The organism is Flavobacterium collinsii (assembly GCF_902804485.1).
GTDB lineage: Bacteria > Bacteroidota > Bacteroidia > Flavobacteriales > Flavobacteriaceae > Flavobacterium > Flavobacterium collinsii.
On record NZ_CADCST010000054.1, the window covers coordinates 134,607 to 151,235 of the forward strand.

Annotated in this window: 15 protein-coding genes; 6 read left to right on the plus strand and 9 right to left on the minus strand. The window is 34.3% G+C overall.

Annotation, left to right across the window (positions count from 1 at the left end; genetic code table 11):
* From sprC to FLA105534_RS02745, 4 genes are all read right to left on the minus strand, one after another.
* The gene (gene sprC, locus FLA105534_RS02730) at positions 1 to 1,440 is read right to left on the minus strand and encodes a gliding motility protein SprC (RefSeq protein WP_173964512.1); all 1,440 of its coding nucleotides are present in this window, start codon (positions 1,438 to 1,440) and stop codon (positions 1 to 3) included.
* A complete protein-coding gene (locus FLA105534_RS02735) occupies positions 1,437 to 1,853 on the minus strand; it encodes a hypothetical protein (protein WP_173964513.1) in 417 nt (138 codons plus the stop codon). The genes sprC and FLA105534_RS02735 overlap by 4 nt, the downstream gene beginning before the upstream one ends.
* Positions 1,854 to 1,955: 102 nt before the next feature.
* Positions 1,956 to 3,248 carry a hypothetical protein gene (locus FLA105534_RS02740; protein WP_173964514.1) on the minus strand — a complete coding sequence of 431 codons (1,293 nt, stop codon included), beginning with the start codon at positions 3,246 to 3,248 and terminating at the stop codon, positions 1,956 to 1,958.
* A 188-nt stretch (positions 3,249 to 3,436) separates the two neighbouring features.
* Positions 3,437 to 3,889, minus strand: a complete 453-nt coding sequence (locus FLA105534_RS02745) for a hypothetical protein (protein WP_173964515.1) — start codon at positions 3,887 to 3,889, stop codon at positions 3,437 to 3,439.
* A 436-nt stretch (positions 3,890 to 4,325) separates the two neighbouring features.
* On the opposite strand from FLA105534_RS02745, the gene FLA105534_RS02750 reads away from it, so the two are divergent.
* The 4 genes from FLA105534_RS02750 to recA all read left to right on the plus strand — a co-directional run bounded on the left by FLA105534_RS02750 (position 4,326) and on the right by recA (position 7,673).
* Positions 4,326 to 5,474, plus strand: coding sequence for a DNA polymerase III subunit (locus FLA105534_RS02750; RefSeq protein ID WP_173964516.1), 1,149 nt, complete (start codon positions 4,326 to 4,328; stop codon positions 5,472 to 5,474).
* A 7-nt stretch (positions 5,475 to 5,481) separates the two neighbouring features.
* Positions 5,482 to 5,865: a DoxX family protein gene (locus FLA105534_RS02755; protein WP_173964517.1), complete on the plus strand. Its 384-nt coding sequence runs from the start codon at positions 5,482 to 5,484 to the stop codon at positions 5,863 to 5,865.
* A 119-nt stretch (positions 5,866 to 5,984) separates the two neighbouring features.
* Positions 5,985 to 6,494: an acyl-CoA thioesterase gene (locus tag FLA105534_RS02760; RefSeq protein WP_173964518.1), complete on the plus strand. Its 510-nt coding sequence runs from the start codon at positions 5,985 to 5,987 to the stop codon at positions 6,492 to 6,494.
* Between the two features lie 171 nt (positions 6,495 to 6,665).
* On the plus strand, positions 6,666 to 7,673 hold the full coding sequence (gene recA, locus FLA105534_RS02765; protein ID WP_173964543.1) for a recombinase RecA: 1,008 nt from the start codon (positions 6,666 to 6,668) through the stop codon (positions 7,671 to 7,673).
* Between the two features lie 562 nt (positions 7,674 to 8,235).
* On the opposite strand, the gene FLA105534_RS02770 is transcribed toward recA, so the two are convergent.
* Positions 8,236 to 8,985, minus strand: a complete 750-nt coding sequence (locus tag FLA105534_RS02770) for a lysophospholipid acyltransferase family protein (RefSeq protein ID WP_173964519.1) — start codon at positions 8,983 to 8,985, stop codon at positions 8,236 to 8,238.
* 204 nt (positions 8,986 to 9,189) lie between these two features.
* Between FLA105534_RS02770 and trpS the strand changes: the two genes are divergently transcribed.
* The gene (gene trpS / locus FLA105534_RS02775; protein WP_173964520.1) at positions 9,190 to 10,164 is read left to right on the plus strand and encodes a tryptophan--tRNA ligase; all 975 of its coding nucleotides are present in this window, start codon (positions 9,190 to 9,192) and stop codon (positions 10,162 to 10,164) included.
* Between the two features lie 53 nt (positions 10,165 to 10,217).
* On the opposite strand, the gene dprA is transcribed toward trpS, so the two are convergent.
* Positions 10,218 to 11,318 (minus strand): DNA-processing protein DprA, encoded by a 1,101-nt coding sequence (dprA, locus tag FLA105534_RS02780; protein WP_173964521.1) that lies wholly within the window; start codon positions 11,316 to 11,318, stop codon positions 10,218 to 10,220.
* A gap of 257 nt (positions 11,319 to 11,575) precedes the next feature.
* Here dprA and FLA105534_RS02785 point away from each other — a divergent pair, with 257 nt between their 5' ends.
* On the plus strand, positions 11,576 to 12,541 hold the full coding sequence (locus FLA105534_RS02785) for an HU domain-containing protein (RefSeq protein ID WP_173964522.1): 966 nt from the start codon (positions 11,576 to 11,578) through the stop codon (positions 12,539 to 12,541).
* A gap of 40 nt (positions 12,542 to 12,581) precedes the next feature.
* Here FLA105534_RS02785 and FLA105534_RS02790 read toward each other — a convergent pair whose 3' ends face one another.
* From FLA105534_RS02790 to FLA105534_RS02800, 3 genes are all read right to left on the minus strand, one after another.
* Complete coding sequence (locus FLA105534_RS02790; RefSeq protein WP_173964523.1) at positions 12,582 to 13,343, minus strand: hypothetical protein; 762 nt, start codon at positions 13,341 to 13,343, stop codon at positions 12,582 to 12,584.
* 127 nt (positions 13,344 to 13,470) lie between these two features.
* A complete protein-coding gene (locus tag FLA105534_RS02795; RefSeq protein ID WP_173964524.1) occupies positions 13,471 to 14,229 on the minus strand; it encodes a hypothetical protein in 759 nt (252 codons plus the stop codon).
* A gap of 103 nt (positions 14,230 to 14,332) precedes the next feature.
* The gene (locus tag FLA105534_RS02800) at positions 14,333 to 16,612 is read right to left on the minus strand and encodes a helix-turn-helix domain-containing protein (protein WP_173964525.1); all 2,280 of its coding nucleotides are present in this window, start codon (positions 16,610 to 16,612) and stop codon (positions 14,333 to 14,335) included.
* Positions 16,613 to 16,629 lie beyond the last annotated feature (17 nt).

Sequence of the window (16,629 nt, forward strand, 5' to 3'; positions counted from 1 at the left end):
TTATCTTATTACAGTTATTGATCCTTTTTTTTCACCTGTGTCGGATTGAATGACATAGTAATATACTGGATTAACATTTTTAAAATCTTTTATAAAAGAGTTGACTTGCGGGTCATAATTACTTCCTAAACCATCAAACATAATTTCGCCATTAGAGCTTAATATCATTATTTTGGTCTGGGCTGTTTTATATACCTCAGGAATATTCCAATACGGATTCTGCAGACTAACGACATTAGGAATTACTGTAGCCGGCGCTGTGGGGCCGATAACTTTAAAAGCCAATTCTTTGGTAGAAACACATCCCGAAACCTGAGAAACTACTACTTTATAGTTTCCTTTAGCAATAACTATATAAGAGCTCGAAGTAGCATCTTTAATTTCTGCGTCGTTTAAATACCATTTATAAATTGGACTAGTCGCATCTGTTGTAACAGTTGCAGTTACACTTTCTCCTTCTTCCAATTTAAACTGATCTGCAACATCTATACTTGCATTAAAACCACTAGCTTGAAGATTGATACTTCCCGTTGCATTACATCCTCCAAAATCTACCTGAACGGTATAAACTCCGGAATCTTTTGCATTTACTGTACGGGTATCACCACCAAAAGCAGCACCATCTTTTTTCCATACATAGTGATTTCCTTTAGAAGCAGTTAAAACCGTACCTTCTGTAGTTGCGCAAAATGGATTTCCTAAGCTCGAAGTAATCACAACTCCACTACCTGATGCAGAACTTGTAACTGCTACCAAATTTGAACTAATATTAGGCTCTGTACATGCTCCATATTCGACCAAAGCATAATACTCTCCAGGAGAACTAACAACTAATGTTGTACCACTTTGCCCCGAAATAACAACACCATCTTTAAACCATCTGTATTTTAAAACTGGATAATTTAAAGGAGATGATCCTATAACAGCTGGTGTATCGTTGTCTATAGAAAGAGTTAAATTACTTCCTGCGCATATTGTAGCATTGGTAGCTTTACTGTTAATAGAAAACGTTGACTCATAAACTTTGTAATAAGCTGGAAAAGATGTAACCCCCAAAGAATTTTTAAATCTTGGGCTAACAGCACCTGTCGAACTTTTAATTCTTAATCCGTAAGTATCGGATCCTACCAGAGCGACCGGAACAGCAAATTTTATAGTTTGTTGTGTCGGAGAAACGTCAACAGGACTTCCCAACAAAGTTGTTGCAATTGGAGAATTTGAACTATCTAAAAGTTCCACTGCAAATGTAGTTCCCACAGGAAAATTTACATAACTGAATGTCGCATAAAATTCATTAAATGACTTACCTGCACATAGTTTTTCAAGACCATCAAGAGGCTGTGGAACTATTGTCTGCGCATGGATATTCGGTTTACAAAAGAATAAAATGCTAAATAATAGAAAAAGATTGGTAAAATTTGGGGTAATTTTTCGAATCATATAGTGCGTGTTCTTGCTAAATCTATGTCTTCAAAAAATAGGATATCAATAAATGTTTCAGAAAAATCGTACTTATAGTTCTCGATAATATCTTTCGCAAGAATTGAAAAAGAACCAGTTAAAAATCGATTTTCTTTATTACACTCTGAATTCTGATCTTTCACAACAGTTGCCATAGAAAGGCTATCCTTGGGGATGGATAGCCCTGCTAATAACTGATTAGAATTATCTAATTTGCCAGTACTTAATTGTCCGGCATTTTTTATACTTTGATTCTCACACCCTATCATTTTAGTCGTAGCATCAATAGAAATTGTAGGTCTTTCTATTGTATTTTGAGCATATAGACTAAGCAAAATAGGGGAAACCAAAAATATTATATATATAAAATATTTTTTTCTAGATGGAGCCATTATGTTTTGATCTTTATTTGTCCGGTATTAAGACGAATACATAAATTGTGTCTGGGGACTTTATTAATAAAATTTACGCTGAAATAAAAATCGAAATCTATTTTATCTGTTGCTGCTAGACGCTGTAATTTTTCCTAATTGTAATCTGAAATCTGGTTTCTTAGCATTGAAAATATCAATGAAAGTCTCTCTGTTGTTACTTTGAGAATACACATTGAAAAATACGCTATTTCCATACCAGCTCTCTAGATCTTCATTGTTAGAATTGTACTCTGTAAAGATATTTCCGTTACATAGGTTGAAGTACATTTCTTCAAATTTAATTTTCTTAAGATTAGCATCATTAATTTCTGTTTTACTATCTAATAAAACAGCAGGATTAAATCCGGATATTACACTACGCTTCATTTCAAGTGAAGCATTTTCAGCCACATACACAGCTTCTTTTACTAAACCAGACTGAATATCAGCTTTAATATTTTCACTGTCATTAAGCATTGTAATGTTAGTTGCAACAACTAAAGTTTGTTTTTTAGTAAAATCGGTCTCACTTTTCTTTTCGAATGATTTTACTTCCATGCAACGAGATCCGTCTTTATTACTTGATAAATAAGAAGATCTTACTGCTAATGAGTTGTATAAACGACATTGAGCACCTTGAGTAAACTTGTAATCGTCGTTGATTGATTTGTAAGAAACAAACTTAGTAGCGTTTACATCACCTCCAAAAAAGGCAAATGAGTCACCACCAGAGTAGCTTACCATAATGTTTTCAAGTATTGTTTTAGATCCAACACCTGCAACTGTTAAACCGTTGAAAGTATCTACTCCTTTTACTTTTTTACCTGCAAATTCGATTCTAACAAATCTCAAAATTCCTGAATTTGCAGCGGCATTATCACCACCATAAGTTGTCAAAGTAGGATCAAGATCTAAATTGTAAGAACTAACATTTCCAAATTTATTGATTGGAGCATCACCAAGAATTACAATTCCACCCCAGTCTCCAGCTTTTTTCTGGCTGCGGTTTGAAGTAAATACAATTGGGTCAGTTTCTAGACCATCGGCAACAAGTTGAGCACCTTTTGTAACTACCAGTGTTCCTTTTGTCTCAAAATCACCAATAATTAAAGTTCCTGGTTCGATTGTTAGAACAGCATTGTTAGTAACATAAACATTGCCTTGTAGTACATAAATATTCCTCTTCAGCAATTTAGTATTAACAGAAATATTTCCTGCTAAAATTTGGTTTGCTTCTCCATACTCTACTTTGTTAGGCTTAAATTCGGTCCAGTTGTTCAACCAATTGTTGTAGCCCATAATTCCTTTCTCTTGTTGAGCACTCATACTGGTAACTGTCAAAAGAACGCAAATCATTTGAGTAATTTTTTTCATGATAAGGGGGTATTAGGGTTAATAATAAATTTGGGTATGCGTAAATGAAAAAACTCATCTCGAGTTTTCTGATTATAGTCAGAACCTTTCGAGAGAGTTGTTTTTTTATCTCTTTTTTTTAAATGTTGACATAAATTGAACTCATCTACGTAAACACTCTCAAAAAAGTTTTAAAAAATAATATTTTATTACATATCGTTCAATTCGTTGAACTCGTGTAAAGATTTCAATGTGCTTTCGTAGAATAAAATCGCTGCCACTAAGTTTCCTTTATCAGAATACGGCATCATTTTTCTTTGAAATTCTACTGTTGTATCTAAAAATGTTGTAGTACCTATGGCCTGACCATCTAATACTTTTTTGTGTTCGTTGTCATCCGGAATACCTAAGTCTGCCATTGTAACTCCCGGTTTTGTAACCAAAGCAATGTAAGGAAGAGTTTTTACTAAAACTTTAATACGCTCGATGTATAGTTCCAAAAGTTCTCCTTTCTGCATACCACTCAATTCTTTTTGATCATGGTATTTGCGAATAATCGCAGTTGTACTTATTATACTTCTCGGAGCATTTTTAGCTTGGGCCGAAATGGCACCAGTTGTCATAAAAAAAAGTGTACTTAATAAAATAATTTTCCCTTTCATAGCTTCTTAGTTTATAATTGGTTGTTCATAAAAACAAAAATATAGAAATTAACTTAAACTGCAACTTTATTGATTTCTTTTTTCAAAAAAAAAGCTTAAAAAAAGCTTAAAAACCAGCCTTATGTCGAGAAAATGTGCGTTTTAACGGAGTTTTTGTTAAAATTAACCCAATCACATCAGGTAAGATATTAGCTATAAAAAACAAAGGTACCGCATAATTAATAATCAAAAAAAGCTTTCGTTTATCGTTTATCGCGAAAAACTATTAACAAAAAACCCTTAATATCTCCACATATTGACCTGTTTATTAACAAAAGTTAATCAACAAACCGCAAAAAACAGAGCTGAAATCTTCATGAAAGTCAAAAATGCAACTGGATTAATAAACTTTTGAGCTAAAATTTTTGACTATATCATTTTCTTCTATCTTTGCTTCATGCAATTTTCTCAAATTTTAGGTCAAGACTACATCAAAAGTCACTTGATAAAAAGTGCAGCTTCCGGACGAATTCCGCACGCGCAATTATTCATTGGGCCGGAAGGAAGTGGTACATTATCAACGGCAATTGCTTATGCACAATATATTTTATGCAACAATACGGGAGACGAAAACTCGAATGGAAATGATTCCTGTAATTTAAAGTTTCAAAACATCTCTCATCCTGATCTGCATTTTATTTATCCAACAGTAACCACCGAGGATGTAAAAACAAAACCCAAAAGTTTAGATTTTATTCAGGACTGGCGTACTTTTATTCAGGAGATGCCTTATGGAGGCTTATTTGACTGGTATAAAATACTGGGTGTTCAAAACAAACAAGGTGAAATTCGTGTTGAAGATGCACAGGAAGTTTTAAAATCACTTTCGCTAAAATCATACGAAGGCGGTTACAAAATTATGATTATCTGGATGGCCGATAAAATGAACATCGCTGCCTCTAACAAACTTCTGAAACTACTGGAAGAACCTTCGGATAAAACCATTTTTATCCTCATTTCAGAAAACGAGGAAGATATCATTCAAACCATACGTTCTCGTTGTCAGGTAATTCATTTTAATGGACTTCCCGAAAAAGTAATTGCGGAAGCTTTAGTTACTAAAGAAAATATCGACGAAAAATTAGCCTTTAAAATTGCGCATCAGGCACAGGGAAATTTCAGCAAAGCCTTACATCTTTTAAAAGAAGACGATTCCGAATACCCTTTCGAACAATGGTTTGTCAATTGGGTACGCGCCGCATTTAGAGCAAAGGGAAATGCAGCAGCCATTCAGGATTTGATATCCTGGAGCGAAGAAATTGCAGCTCTTGGGCGTGAAAGCCAGAAAAAATTCATCCAGTTTTGTATCGAAATGTTTCGTCAGGCCCTATTGCTCAATTATCAGGCTCCTACTCTCGTTTACATTGAACCGAAAGTAGATAAATTCAAACTCGAAAATTTTGCGCCTTTTGTAAACGGAAACAATATTCACGAAATTTTCAAAGAACTTTCAGATGCGATGTATCACATTGAAAGAAACGGAAATGCGAAAATAATTCTAACCGATTTATCTATAAAACTGACTCGTTTAATTCATAAAAAATAATTTTCAAATGAATAATGTTGCCTCCATTTTGTTATTAGCCTTTTTAGCCTTAACATTCTTACAATCAGGATACGAAAAAATATTTTACTGGAAAGACAATGTAGAGTGGCTTAAAGGTCATTTTGCGAAAACAATACTAAAAAATCAGGTACCACTCGCCCTGCTCCATCTCTTAATTTTAGAATTAATTTCAGGAGTTTTGTGCGTTGTCGGAGCCATACAATTACTCACCAACAGCGGTCGTGAATTTGGTTTGTATGGCGCGATATTCTCATGTATCAGTTTATTAATGATGCTTTTCGGTCAACGATTAGCTAAGGATTACGATGGTGCAAGAACCATTGTTATATATTTTATTCCAGCTGTAATAGCTGTTTACTGGTTGAATTAATCAGCCTTAATTTTAAAAAGTAAGCCACAACTTTCACAAATTTAAAAGGTTAATTAACTGTTTTTAATTTCTTAAACCTTAATAATCTGTGAAATCTACGGCAAAAAAATTATCAAAAAATGAATCCAAAACACCCATCAGAGTCCCTAACAATCTTAACCGATTTAGTTTTACCAAGTGAAACAAATCCATTAAACAACCTTTTTGGTGGCGAATTATTAGCCCGAATGGATCGCGCGGCAAGTATTGCAGCTCGCAGACATTCTCGCCGAATTGTAGTTACAGCCTCTGTAAATCACGTTGCTTTCAACCGAGCCATTTCGTTAGGTAGTGTTGTAACTGTAGAAGCAAAAGTTTCAAGATCTTTCAAAAGTTCGATGGAAGTTTTTATCGATGTCTGGGTAGAAGATCGTGAATCCGGAAGCAGAACAAAAGCGAATGAAGCCATTTATACATTTGTAGCCGTTGACGACACCGGAAGACCGGTTGAAGTTCCGCCAATTGTACCGGAAAGTGAACTTGAAATACAACGTTATGATGCTGCTCTGCGTCGTAAACAACTGAGTTTAGTACTTGCCGGAAAAATGAAACCTACCGATGCTACAGAATTAAAGGCTTTATTTTTATAGTCGAAATTTGTGACAATTTGGAACAATTTGAGAGAATCAAACTTCAAAAAAAAGAACTAATTTTACAAAATTACAAGCCTGATACAAATCTAAATCAGTAAGTTATCATTTCTGGTTTGTTTTTGAGAATAAATTATAAAAATTTACATGAAAGAAAAAGAAAAAAAAGAGATGAGTTCAGAGAAAGATGCCAAATTAAAAGCGCTACAACTTACGCTTGACAAACTAGATAAAACTTACGGAAAAGGAACCGTAATGAAAATGGGCGATAAAGCCATTGTAGAAGTAGAAACCATTTCTTCAGGTTCTCTTGGTGTAGATTTAGCCCTTGGAGTTAATGGTTACCCTAGAGGAAGAATAATAGAAATTTACGGTCCGGAATCGTCTGGAAAGACCACTTTAACGTTACACGCTATTGCCGAAGCTCAAAAAGCTGGTGGAATTGCTGCTTTTATCGATGCTGAGCACGCTTTTGATAGAAATTATGCGGAAAAATTAGGCGTAGATATCGAAAACCTGATTATTTCACAACCGGATAATGGAGAACAGGCTCTGGAAATTGCCGAAAACCTAATTCGCTCCGGAGCAATTGATATTGTTGTAATTGACTCTGTTGCTGCCTTAACACCAAAAAGTGAAATCGAAGGTGAAATGGGAGATTCTAAAATGGGTCTTCACGCACGTTTGATGTCTCAGGCGCTAAGAAAATTAACAGGAACGATCAGTAAAACAAACTGTACAGTTTTCTTCATCAACCAGTTGAGAGAGAAAATTGGTGTTATGTTTGGAAATCCTGAAACGACAACGGGTGGTAATGCCTTGAAATTCTATGCATCTGTGCGTATCGATATTCGTCGTTCTTCTCAAATTAAAGACGGTGAGAATGTTATCGGAAACAGGACCAAAGTTAAAATCGTAAAAAATAAAGTGGCACCACCATTTAAAACTGCCGAATTCGACATTATGTACGGTGAAGGAGTTTCTAAAACTGGTGAAATTCTTGATCTGGCGGTTGAATTTGAAATCGTTAAAAAAGCAGGATCATGGTTTAGCTACGGAGACACTAAATTAGGACAAGGTCGTGATGCTGTAAAAGCCCTAATTAAAGACAATCCGGAATTAGCAGACGAACTGGAACTTAAAATTAAAGCACATATCAAAGATTTAGCTGACGCTTAAATTTTATAAAAACACTTACAGTCAATACTTTATATATAAACCGATAGCTTTAAAAAAAGCTGTCGGTTTTTTTATTTAAAAAATAACCATTTATTGACGCAACCATTCTGAAATCGGGCCATCTTAGTAAAAGACATAAGATTTGATTAATATTTAGCCATAAGTATTAACTCAAAGGTTTTTCTACAAATTTGGTTGGTTTGTTCAATAAAAATCCGTTAGTTTTTTGGTTCTAACGGGTTTTTATTCTTTTTTCATTTTTTTTTTGACTTCCAACGCAACCTTTTTCATTTTTTTCCCTCTATACTAGTATGACATTAACCGGAGTTCTAGTCAAACTCTTTAGTATCAACCATAAATATTTTTAACCATGAAAGAAAGAATAGAAGTGTTGTACAACAAAAACCGTAGAAAAACCAAATTGAAGTTTAAGAAAGTATTGCGTTTTATTTCAGAAAAAATAATTCATAGATAATCATTTTTGAATATTAAATGGGGAAATTTTAATTCAAAAGAAAACCCGACAACTTTAAAAGTTGTCGGGTTTTATCCTTAAAATGGTTTATGATTCTTTGTTCTTAAACTTCAATAAACCTTTATAAATTATCTGTCTTACCTGATCTCGAAGTTCTTTTCTATGATCCGTTGTTAATCCTTTAGTTGCTACAAAAGGAAGCACCTTTACACGCATTCTCCCTGGACTTCCACTTAAAAAAGTATAGGAAAATCGTTCCTTGTTATCAGCAAAAACAATCGGAACAATAGGAATCTGGTGGTCTATCGCCAGACGAAAAGCGCCGTCTTTGAACTCATCCAGTAAAATAGATTCGTCATCAGGAACTCCGCCTTCAGGAAAAATACAAATACTAAGTCCTTGATTAAGCCTGTTTTGTGCTCTTTTGAAAACTTCGTTTTTACTTTTTGAAGAATTTCGATCCACCAAAATACAAGTCCTTTTATAGAAAAATCCAAATAGTGGAATCTTCGAAAGTTCTTTTTTTCCAACAAAAACAAACGGATTTCGAACAACAGCCAGCATCAGCATAATATCGGTCATTGAAGTATGATTTGCGACAATCATATAGCTTTTATTTTTAATAAGCTTTTCTTCGCGCTCGACTTTATAATAAAAACCCATCCCAAAAAGGATAAATTTAGCCCAAATGCGGGCCATTTTAAAGAAATAGGGGTAACCCTTCTCCGATACTATAGAAATTAGCAAAAACGGCAACATAATCAATATCGGAATGGCCATTAAAATGTAAAACCATATACGCCATAAAACCCAAAAAAAAACTTTTAATCCTTTCATGGTTTCAAATGTAAGAAAACAGAAATGAATATAGATTTTTCGGTCATTAGATTTTTAAAATGTTCTCTTTTATCCGAAATAAAACTTAAAATCAAGGAGATCTTGAATAAACTTTAAGGAGATTGCGAAAAACTTTACGAACTTTGCGGTTAAAGAAAATAAACTTACAATCTTTGCGATTAGAAGATTTAGAAAAAAAATAGAATGGCAAAAATACTTACTGGTGTTCAGAGTACTGGAACGCCACACTTAGGCAATTTATTGGGAGCAATTATTCCGGCAATCGAATTATCAAATAATCCGGTAAACGAATCTTTTTTGTTTATTGCTGATTTACATTCCATTACACAAATTAAAGATGGCAAAACGCTAAGAGAAAACACATACAGCACTGCAGCGGCATGGCTAGCCTGTGGTTTAAATCCTGATAAAGTAACATTCTACAGACAATCTGATGTGGTACAAACAACTGAATTAACATGGTATTTAAGTTGCTTTTTTCCGTTTCAACGTTTGACTTTGGCACATTCTTTCAAAGATAAAGCAGATCGTTTAGACGATGTTAATGCTGGGCTTTTTACCTATCCAATGTTAATGGCTGCTGATATTTTACTGTATGATGCAGAATTTGTTCCGGTTGGAAAAGATCAATTGCAGCATTTAGAAATCACCCGTGATGTAGCTTCCCGTTTCAACCATCAAATGGGTGAAACATTTGTAATTCCAGAGGCTAAAATCCAGGAAGACGGCAAACTGATTCCGGGAACAAACGGTGGAAAAATGAGTAAATCAGCTAACAATCTGATCAATATTTTCCTTGACGATAAAACAATTCGCAAGCAGGTAATGAGTATTGAAACGGATAGTACACCACTTGAAGAGCCTAAAAACCCCGACACTTGTAATGCTTTTGCAATTTATTCCTTACTGGGAACTGAAGCGCAAATCGCCGAAATGAGAGCCAACTATTTAGCAGGAAACTATGGATATGGTCACGCCAAACAAGCTTTGTTTGAACTGATTATAGAAAAATTCAAAACCGAAAGAGAAAAATATACTTACTACATGAACAACCTTGAAGAAGTAGATGCTTTACTCAAAAAAGGAGCATCAAAAGCTTCCGTTATTGCTGATGGTGTTCTCGCAAAAGTTCGCGAAGTACTTGGATTTGGTAAATAATAAAATATTTGAGCCCGCTAAGTTTCCAGAACCTATCGGGCTTAAATTTTAAACTAAATCGCCTCAAACAATTTCCCAGGAAGAGGTCTGATCACACCTTTAAGCTCCATATTCAACAGTAAACCTGAGATTTTATAAATAGGAAAATCACATTGCAGTGCAATAATATCCAGTAATTCTTTCCCATTTTTTAAAAGAAAATCATAGATCTTTTGTTCCTCAGCTTCCAGCTCAACAAACAACTGTTTCTGCACAGGTTTCACTTTATTATCAATATTCCAATTCAAAATATAAATTAAATCGGCAGCACTCGTTAAAACGTTTGCTTTTTGGGTTTTAATAAGATCATTACAACCTTGGCTGTATTTGTCTGTAACGCGCCCTGGAACGGCAAAAACATCGCGATTGTAATCATTTGCCAGATTCGCCGTAATAAGCGAACCTCCCCTATCAGCAGATTCAATAACAATTGTAGCTTCAGTCATTCCAGCTACAATACGGTTTCTGCGAACGAAATTTTCTTTATCAGGATTTGATGTGCTCCAGAATTCCGTCATGAAACCTCCGTTTTCTTCTATTTGAGCAATATACTTTTTATGCGATTTTGGATAAATCTGATTCAGTCCGTGTGCCAGAACTCCTATTGTTTGCAGGTTAAAATCTATTGCCCGTTGATGTGCGACAATATCAACACCATACGCAAAACCACTAACGATTACGGGATCTAAAGGCGCCAATTCTTCTATTAACTTTCGGCAGAACTCTGTTCCGTACGAAGTAATCTGACGGGTACCTACTATGCTAATTATTTTTTTGCTTTTTAAATTTATATTTCCACTAGAAAAAATCAAAACAGGAGAATCAATACAATGTTTTAAACGCTCCGGATAACTATCATCTTTAAAAAAAGACATCTTTACCCCATTAGATTTCATAAATTCCATTTCCTCATTCGCTTTTTCAAAAACAGATTTATCTTTAAAATTTTTCAAAAGAACTGATCCAATACCATCAATAGCAGTCAATTGATTCGCTTTACTTTTAAAAACAGCCTCTGCACTACCATAGTGATTAAGCAACTTTTTTGCCATTATATCTCCGACACCTTCTACTTTTAACAGGGCTAATACATAAAATAAATCTTGATCTGACATAAATTAAATAAGGTTTAAAGGCTACGATAAAAATCTTTTAAAAAACAAATCTTAAAATAAATTCAAGAACGGCAAAGATATAAATTAGAAGTAAATTCCTTCAAATATTACACATTAAAAGAAATTGAGAACCAATTGGTAAAACTTCAAAAAAACTTAACTATCTGAAAAATAATTAACTATAAAATTATCTCAATTGTTAATAAAAATTGTGAATAAAATTTTGATAACTATATTCGTTGCATAACTTTGTTACTATGAAAATCGAAAATTACATAGCACAGTTACTGTATCGTTATCAGTGTGTAACGGTTCCAGGGTTTGGAGCATTTTTAACAGAAATTCAATCGGCGCAGCTGAATGAAAGCACAAATTCATTCTTTCCACCGACAAAAATGATCTCTTTCAACAGTCATTTAAAAAATAATGACGGATTGTTGGCCAATCATATCGCACAGGCTGAAAAAACTTCATATGGTTTTGCCGTAAGCGCAATTGCTTTTGAAGTAGTGAGCTGGAAAAAAACCTTAGAAGAAAACGGTGTTGTAACACTTAAAAACATAGGCGAAATTAGTTTTAATGCTGATCAAAAAATGGTATTCACACCAAACGATCAAACCAATTTCCTAACGAGTTCTTTCGGACTAAGTCCGTTTGTTTCTCCGCTAGTGAAAAAAGAAAATTTTGAACGAAAAATTGAGGAAATTTCAGAAAAAGACTCTATTTCTCTTTACGAAAATGAAGAAGAAAGAACTTCTAATCCTCTTTTAAAATATGCTGCAATATTGGTATTAGGCCTTGGAATTACTGGTAGCATTGGATATCCTTTATACCAAAATCAAATCGCTGCCCAAACACTTGTCGTTGAAAGCTCAGTTCAGAAAAAAGTCGAGAATAAAATACAAGAGGCAACTTTCTTTATTCAAAGCCCACTACCTGCCGTAACACTTTCTGTAGATTCTGCAAAAGTAGAAACGGTTGCCGAAAAAGCAATGCCATATCACATTATGGCTGGCGCGTATAGAAGCGAAAAAAATGCAAGAAAAGCTTATAATCAATTAATAAAAGACGGTTACGAAGCCAGAATGCTAGGCGAAAACAAACATGGCTTATTTCCTGTTTTATACGGCAGTTATGCTACTATGGCCGAAGCCGAAAAGGCACAAAAAGAAATTCAAAAAGGAGAAAATCCGGATGCCTGGATTCTCGTTCAACCACTATAAAACTTAAAAAATCCTATTCTTTTCTGAATAGGATTTTTTTTTATTTGGCTATTATTTTCGCGTCCTGTGAAAGAACTATTTTCTTACCCCTATAAACAGTCAGTTTCGCCGGAGGCGAATTTTTTTCGCCCAAAACGATAATCGCACACTCATAAACATTACCATCTTTCCTGAACTCATATTGATGATTCCCACCGATACCTTCTACGACTAAAACTCCACCATTAATCACTAAATCAGGCTTTTCAGTCATTTCCTTCTGAATCGACCATGAAGCATAACGATAGTTGTTATTTCCTAAATTATCAATTCTGATTTTAAATTTAGAAGTTTCCAGAATACAAATCGGAGTTTGAAAAAAAGCAATACTCGGATCCAGATTTTTCTTTTGCGTAGCAATCAATGATTTCCTTAGATCCAGCTCAAATTTCGATTGATAATTTACTGCAATCAGCTTCCCTTCAGTATCCAGCCAAATTTTGCCCTGATTGAACATTAGTCCTCTCAAACCCATATCTGACCAGCTTTTTACGGGATCAGACTTCACAATTTCATTTTTTAAAACCGCGTCGAATATCTCGGAATAACGCTTTAAAAAACCCGTTTTATCCTTGACATCTGCAATAGGATATTCACGCTTTAAAGGATAAACTACCCCATCAGCAAGTGCATCTTTGTTATCGCTTTTTATGTTTTCAATGAACTTTTTAACAAGTTTTTGATAATCAATGTTCGAATCCTGAGCAGAAACAAAACTGCTGCAAAAAATTAATATTATTAAAAATACATTTCTTCTTTTCATCTTAAATAATTTTAATAAATTAATAATCCGATAATTACAATCAAATATAAATAATTTATAACAGCTGTACTTAAATTTAAATTGGGCTATAAAACAAAAAATCCTATTCTCTCGAATAGGATTTTGTTTAACGTGGAACAATTTTAGCGTCCTGATTAAGAATTTCTCTTCCGTTTTGATAAATGGTTAAAGAAGCTGGTGCTGAATCTTTTGTACCCAAAACAGTAATATAACACTGGTAAAGAAAATTACCTTTTTTGAAATCGTAATGATTATTTCCGCCGGTTCCGTCATGAAACCATTTTCCGTTGGTAATAATTAAATCCGGTTTTTCGCTCATTGATTGTTTTATCGACCATGAAGCATATCTGTAACTATCATTTCCTAAGTCATCAATTCGAACTCTGAATTTAGATGTTTCTATGATAATTTGTGGCTCTTTAAACTTAGTAATTGACGGGTGAAGTTTACTTTTTTCAGAAGCTATTAATTTACTTTTGATATCGTTTTCAACTTTTGACTGATAAATAATCGAAAAAACTTTACCATCAGTATCCATCCACAAAGTTCCCTGATTTAGCATTATGCCTCGCCAACCCACTTCTGACCAGTCTTTTGCAGGATTCGATTGTGAAATTTCAGTTTTCAGTTTAGTATCAAAAATTTCATCATATCTTTTTACAAATTCTGTTTTATTCTTGACAGACGGAATTGGATTCTCTCTTTTTAAAGGATATTTAATAGCCTCTGCAACAGCCTCTTTCCTATCATTTTTTACATTATCAATAAATTTTTTGACAAACTTTTGATATTCAGGTTTCAAATGCTGCCCCGATATATTTTGAACCGTAATGCTTATGAATAGCATGTATAGCAACTTTTTCATGATTTCTATTTTACATAATGTTTTTATACTTGATTACTAAATTTCATTAGAATCTCCAGAATCAAATTCCAAATTCTGAAACTCTAAGTTACAAAATCAGAAATCAATTTATACTGGCCTTAAACATTTTAAGTTCATCCCACGTAAATTCATCGCCATATTTTTCTTTTAACGGACTTAGGGATTCTTCCTGATAAAACTCAAAAGCTTCACGTAAAGCCAGGATTTTATCATACGGTAAAACATCTGAGATCTCGACTTTTTTAGCCTGAATTAATTTAACCAAATGCATCTCTACAGTTTGCACTGTAAGTTTACGAATTCGGGCAATATCCTGAATAGAATTTTTCTCCAGCCACAAATCATGCGTTTCTTCAATGGTTGTTTTCTTTTCGGCCTTTGGTGTACTTTTTTCTAATTTGCGTGCCGTATAGCGCACTGTAGGTTCTTCAGATTTAAAAATATCAGTGTTCGACATATTAAATTCCTCTCGGATCTTTACAACCTTGTCTGATTTGTAGTTTTTAATCGCTGTAGACGACAATTTCTCTTTACAGATGGTTTCACCTGCAACGACAATTTCTATGAGCAATTTGGCCTTCATTAAGCGCAAAACTGCTTTCGTTTGCAAATCATCCAGAAAAGCGAGCTCTTCGTAGAACTCTTTTACTTTTTTAAACTTCTGAATTTCGGCCATTTTATTCAAAAGATCCGTAACCAGTTTGTCCATTGGTTTAAAAAAATAATCATAAGCTGCCAATACCCTTTCCTGTACAAAAAAGAGATCGACAGTTTCTTTATTGAAAATTTTATTAAGCTGATGCACGAATTTTTGTGCAGGATCTGCCAGCGAATCTATTATTTCTAAACGTTTATGTGCCCAGGCAGAATGTTTTGATTTTTCAGAAGCAACTGCATTTTCGTTATAACTAAAACGGTGATTGCGCCATTCTTGCGCCAAATCAGCCCAATTAAAACTGCTAATCAAATAGTTATGAATAAAATTTTTCGTTTCAAAATGCAAAGAATGTTTTAAAACTTCTTCTGTTGCTTTATTTAAAGCATAGTCCATCACATCCTGGTCGTTCGAAATACCATTCATTTGCAGCGGAGACAGCAAAATAAGCCCGTTTAAGGACGTTAAACGCGATAATGCTACATATGCTTGTCCAGGCAAAAAAACTTGCGATACATCGAGCGCAGCTTTCTCAAAAGTTAATCCCTGACTTTTATGCACGGTAATTGCCCAAGCCAGTTTTAACGGATAATGCGCAAATGTACCCAAAACCTCTTCTTCGACTTCTTTGGTAAGATCGTTTACTTTGTAACGAATGTTTTTCCACTCGTATTTTTCAACTTCAATGGTTTTATCTTCTTCCGGAAAATGAATAAAAATTTCTTCGGCCGAAAGTGACTTTACAACGCCCATTTTTCCATTGAAATAACGCTTTTCAAAAGATAAATCATTTTTGACAAACATAACCTGAGCGCCTACTTTAAGTTTTAAATTTTCTTCAACCGGAAAAATTTTCTCCGGAAAATCACCCACAATAAACGGCTGATAAGCGAATTCATTTCCAGCTAAATCGCCAATTGCCTGCTCGTTAATCGAATCGGCTTTGGCATTATGCGTAGTAAGTGTAATATATCCGGGATTATTTTTTAAGTCAAAATCAGGTCTCACATATTCATTTAAAACCTGAATATCCTGAGGCGTAATCTGATTGTTTCGAAGATTATTCAAAACCGAAATAAAAGTATCATCTGACTGACGATAAATCTTTGATAATTCAATATATAAGGGCGGATACTGCTGAATTACATGCGAATGAAAAAAGAATTTTCCTTTGTAATAATTGCGCAAAGTTCGCCATTCTTCATCTCTGATTACCGGAGGAAGCTGCAACAAATCGCCAATAAAAAGCACCTGAACACCTCCAAAAGCACGGGTATTTTTACGCACAGTCTGCATCATAAAATCAATTGCATCCAACAGATCAGCACGTAACATACTGACTTCATCAATAATCAAAAGCTCCATATTCCTGATTACGTTACGCTTCACATTATTCATTTTAAAGTGTCGGCGTAAAGTTTCTTTATTCTCAAATTTCACTGTTTCAGTAAACTGCGAAGCCTCTTCATAGGATGGAATAAAGGCTGAAAATGGCAACTGAAACATCGAGTGAATCGTAACACCGCCAGCATTTAAAGCTGCAATTCCCGTAGGAGCAACAACTACAGTGTTTTTATGGGTTGTAGCAATGATTTCGCGTAAAAGCGTAGTTTTTCCTGTTCCTGCTTTACCAGTGAGGAAAATCGATTTTTGCGTTTGATTGATAAATTGTAAGGTGTAAGCAGCTGCTTCTGTAACGTTTTGCATTGGGCGTGTATTGAAAA

Bases quoted from the DNA above. Each gene is read 5' to 3' on its own strand.
- sprC (WP_173964512.1), bottom strand. From the start codon at position 1,440: ATGATTCGAAAAATTACCCCAAATTTTACCAATCTTTTTCTATTATTT.
- recA (WP_173964543.1), top strand. From the start codon at position 6,666: ATGAGTTCAGAGAAAGATGCCAAATTAAAAGCGCTACAACTTACGCTT.
- FLA105534_RS02800 (WP_173964525.1), bottom strand. From the start codon at position 16,612: ATGCAAAACGTTACAGAAGCAGCTGCTTACACCTTACAATTTATCAAT.
- FLA105534_RS02740 (WP_173964514.1), bottom strand. From the start codon at position 3,248: ATGAAAAAAATTACTCAAATGATTTGCGTTCTTTTGACAGTTACCAGT.
- FLA105534_RS02735 (WP_173964513.1), bottom strand. From the start codon at position 1,853: ATGGCTCCATCTAGAAAAAAATATTTTATATATATAATATTTTTGGTT.
- FLA105534_RS02745 (WP_173964515.1), bottom strand. From the start codon at position 3,889: ATGAAAGGGAAAATTATTTTATTAAGTACACTTTTTTTTATGACAACT.
- dprA (WP_173964521.1), bottom strand. From the start codon at position 11,318: ATGTCAGATCAAGATTTATTTTATGTATTAGCCCTGTTAAAAGTAGAA.
- FLA105534_RS02790 (WP_173964523.1), bottom strand. From the start codon at position 13,343: ATGAAAAGAAGAAATGTATTTTTAATAATATTAATTTTTTGCAGCAGT.
- trpS (WP_173964520.1), top strand. From the start codon at position 9,190: ATGGCAAAAATACTTACTGGTGTTCAGAGTACTGGAACGCCACACTTA.
- FLA105534_RS02785 (WP_173964522.1), top strand. From the start codon at position 11,576: ATGAAAATCGAAAATTACATAGCACAGTTACTGTATCGTTATCAGTGT.
- FLA105534_RS02755 (WP_173964517.1), top strand. From the start codon at position 5,482: ATGAATAATGTTGCCTCCATTTTGTTATTAGCCTTTTTAGCCTTAACA.
- FLA105534_RS02770 (WP_173964519.1), bottom strand. From the start codon at position 8,985: ATGAAAGGATTAAAAGTTTTTTTTTGGGTTTTATGGCGTATATGGTTT.
- FLA105534_RS02750 (WP_173964516.1), top strand. From the start codon at position 4,326: ATGCAATTTTCTCAAATTTTAGGTCAAGACTACATCAAAAGTCACTTG.
- FLA105534_RS02760 (WP_173964518.1), top strand. From the start codon at position 5,985: ATGAATCCAAAACACCCATCAGAGTCCCTAACAATCTTAACCGATTTA.
- FLA105534_RS02795 (WP_173964524.1), bottom strand. From the start codon at position 14,229: ATGAAAAAGTTGCTATACATGCTATTCATAAGCATTACGGTTCAAAAT.